Raw genomic sequence first — 3,046 nt, forward strand, 5'->3', positions numbered from 1 at the left:
CGATCGCAACGGCGCCCAGGCGGACTTCTCCGCCAGCCTCGGAGCCAATGTCACCTCAAGCCGTGGCGACACCCTCGGTCGCGCTGTCGGCTTCGCCCGCGACAGCGCTTCGGGCGCCCGCTACGTCCTGGTCCAGGGCGCGGACGGCGCGGTCCGTGGCGTGCGCACGACCGACCTCGAAGTCCAGGGCGACGGCTCGCTGAACAGCGACCTGACCGCCTACAGCTTCCGCCGTTTGCCGGAGCAAGGCTCCACCGAAACGGCCGACAACAGCCGTCGCTCCCGCAGCGGTTCGGACGTGGACGAGCTCTACTAGAAGGAGCACCCGCAAGATGACCCCGCCCGCAACGGGCGGGGTCTCCCTGCCCTTCGAACAGCAGGCTCGTTCCCCCGGTCAGGACCCGGCCGCTACGCCCCGAACACCCGGAACGCCGCCGCCACGCGCTCGTACACCTCCCGCTTGAAGGGGGCGGCGATGTCGGCGACGCGGTCCAGGCGCTCCCAGCGCCAGGCGTCGAACTCGGGGTGGCCGAAGGCGTTCAGGTCGACCTCCGAGTCCTCGCCGGTGAAGCGGTAGGCGAACCAGATCTGCTTCTGGCCGCGCCAGCCGGGACGGCCCATGGCCTTGTCGCGGGCGATGACGGCGGGCGGGAAGTCGTAGGTGATCCAGCCCTCCGTGCGGGCCAGGTATTCGACCGAGCGTACGCCCGTTTCCTCGGCCAGCTCGCGCCGGGCCGCGGTCTCCAGGTCCTCGCCGGGATCGACGCCGCCCTGCGGCCACTGCCAGCGGCGGCCGCTGTGCATGTCGGCGCGACGGCCGATCCAGGTCAGGCCGGCGGGATTGAAGAGGACCACCCCGACGTTCGGACGGTGCTCCGGGTGGAGGTCGGGCTCGCTCACCCGCGCCGCACGCCGGGCCGCTGGGCCAGGGCCGAGGCCGGGGCCAGCTGGACGCCGCGCTCGTCCAGCCCGCGGATCCAGTGGGCGGCGGTGGCCACGGTCACGGGGAAGCCCATGCCGGTCCCGAGCGCCTGTCCGTTCTGGCGCGCGCTGGCCTCCAGGGCGTTGAGCGCCGCCAGGATCGAGGCCGCCTCGCGCGTCTCGTCGACGATCCGGTCGGCGCTGGCCCGGGCGTAGGCGCCCTGGCGGCGCCGCGCCTGGCCGTCGTCGATGAAGGCCAGGCCGCGCGAACGCATCCGCGCCATGAAGGCGGTCGTGGCCGTGTCGGATTCGAAGAAGGCCCCGCCGAAATAGTTGGTCACACCGAAATAGCCGGTGGCGCGGCCCATGAGCCAGTTCAGGCGGCGGTCCAGCTCGTCGATGTCGGCGTCGGCCAGCAGGGTGTAGGGGCCGGTGTCGGTCTGGGGGAAGTCCTCCGGCTCCATCGGCAGTTCGATCATCACCTCGTGGCCGTCGGCGCGGGCCAGGTCGATCCAGCCCTACAGCCCCTCGGCGTAGGGAATGAAGCTCAGCGTCACCTCGGCGGGCAGGGCTTCGATGGCGGCGCGGGTGGCCGGGCCGTTCAGGCCAAGGCCGCCGACCACCAGGGCCACGCGCGGGCGGCCGTCGCCGACGAAGGGCCGGGCGTAGGCGGAAAAGGGCGTGCGGCCATCGGTGGCGATCACCGGCAGGGGACCGCTGGGGCCAGGCTGGCTCAGGCCCGCGATCGGGGCGGGCGCCAACGGATTGGCCGGGGGCTGGCGCACCACCGGCCCCGACAGGACCTGGCCTCCGCCCGGCAGGGTGATGATGGCCTCGCCGCCGGTCGCGTCCACGTCACCCGGGGCGGTCAGGTCCTGATAGACGCCCAGCGTATCGACGCCGAACACCTCCGCCCCGGTCAGGGCCGGGCGCTCGGGGGCCTCGGGCCGGTCGACCCCGGCCCGCGCTGACGGCAGGCCCGCGCGCGGGTCGCCCAGCACGGCGACGAAGGTCGCGCCCGCGCCCAGGAACAGCAGGCCGGCGGCCGCGACGGCCACGGGCGGCTTCTTCAGGAAGGCGAGGATGGCGGCAGGCGTGAAGCGGGCCTCGCGCACCGGCGGCGGTGCGCCGGCGGCGGCGGCCAGGGCGGACTGACGGCGGGCGAACATGGCCCCGGAATCATGGGGCTGGGCGGTTAACGAAAGGCTGAAATCTCGGCCTAGTCGACGTTGGCCATCGCTCTCAGCGCCGAGGCCCGGATCTTCTCGCTCTCGGACTTCAGCTGGCCGCAGGCGGCCAGGATGTCCCGGCCCCGCGGCGTGCGGATCGGCGACGCATATCCCGCCCGGTTCAGGATGGCGGCGAAGGCCTCGATCGTCTTCCAGTCCGAGCACTGGTAGTCCGTGCCGGGCCAGGGGTTGAAGGGGATCAGGTTCACCTTGGCCGGGATGCCGGAGATCAGCTTGACCAGGGCCCGCGCCTCCTCCGGAGAGTCATTGACGCCCTTCAGCATGACGTATTCGAACGTCACCCGCCGCGCATTGCCCAGCCCCGGATAGGCCCGGATGCCGGCCAACAGCTGCTCCAGCGGATACTTCTTGTTCAGCGGCACCAGCTCATTGCGCAGTTCGTCATTGGTCGCGTGCAGGCTGATCGCCAGCATGGTCTGGGTCCGCTCGCCCAGCTCCTTGAGCATCGGCACCACGCCCGAGGTCGAGACCGTGATCCGCCGCCGCGACAGGGCGATGCCCTCGTTGTCCGAGATGATGTCGATGGCGTCGGCGACGTGGTCCAGATTGTAGAGCGGCTCGCCCATGCCCATGAAGACGATGTTGGACAGGCGCCGGTCTTCCTTGGGCGACGGCCATTCGCCCAGGTCGTCGCGCGCGACCTGCACCTGGGCTACGATCTCGGCGGCGGTCAGGTTGCGGACCAGCTTCTGGGTGCCCGTGTGGCAGAAGGTGCAGTTCAGGGTGCAGCCGACCTGCGACGAGACGCACAGGGCGCCGGCGCGGCCCACGTCCGGGATGTAGACGGTCTCGATCTCGATGCCGGGGGCGGTGCGGATCAGCCATTTGCGGGTGCCGTCCTTCGACACCTGACGTTCGACGATCTCGGGGCGGGC

At 71.7% G+C, this 3,046-nt stretch carries 5 protein-coding genes; 1 reads left to right on the forward strand and 4 read right to left on the reverse strand.

Translation table 11 applies throughout. The features are described from left to right. A partial coding sequence (locus Q0M60_RS08830) for a hypothetical protein (RefSeq protein WP_296818386.1) occupies nt 1-316 on the forward strand: 316 nt, incomplete at its 5' end. A gap of 92 nt (nt 317-408) precedes the next feature. On the opposite strand, the gene Q0M60_RS08835 is transcribed toward Q0M60_RS08830, so the two are convergent. The 4 genes from Q0M60_RS08835 to rlmN all read right to left on the reverse strand — a co-directional run. Beyond that, complete coding sequence (locus tag Q0M60_RS08835) at nt 409-900, reverse strand: RNA pyrophosphohydrolase (RefSeq protein ID WP_296818388.1); 492 nt, start codon at nt 898-900, stop codon at nt 409-411. Then, entirely contained in the window at nt 897-1,433 is a 537-nt protein-coding gene (locus Q0M60_RS08840) for a divergent polysaccharide deacetylase family protein (RefSeq protein ID WP_366855746.1), read from the reverse strand. Before Q0M60_RS08840 ends, Q0M60_RS08835 begins: the two co-directional genes overlap by 4 nt. Before the next feature lie 6 nt (nt 1,434-1,439). Further along, nucleotides 1,440-2,090 carry a hypothetical protein gene (locus Q0M60_RS08845; protein ID WP_296818390.1) on the reverse strand — a complete coding sequence of 217 codons (651 nt, stop codon included), beginning with the start codon at nt 2,088-2,090 and terminating at the stop codon, nt 1,440-1,442. A 50-nt stretch (nt 2,091-2,140) separates the two neighbouring features. Further along, a partial coding sequence (gene rlmN / locus Q0M60_RS08850; protein WP_296818392.1) for a 23S rRNA (adenine(2503)-C(2))-methyltransferase RlmN occupies nt 2,141-3,046 on the reverse strand: 906 nt, incomplete at its 5' end.

This window comes from Brevundimonas sp. (assembly GCF_024711105.1).
GTDB lineage: Bacteria > Pseudomonadota > Alphaproteobacteria > Caulobacterales > Caulobacteraceae > Brevundimonas.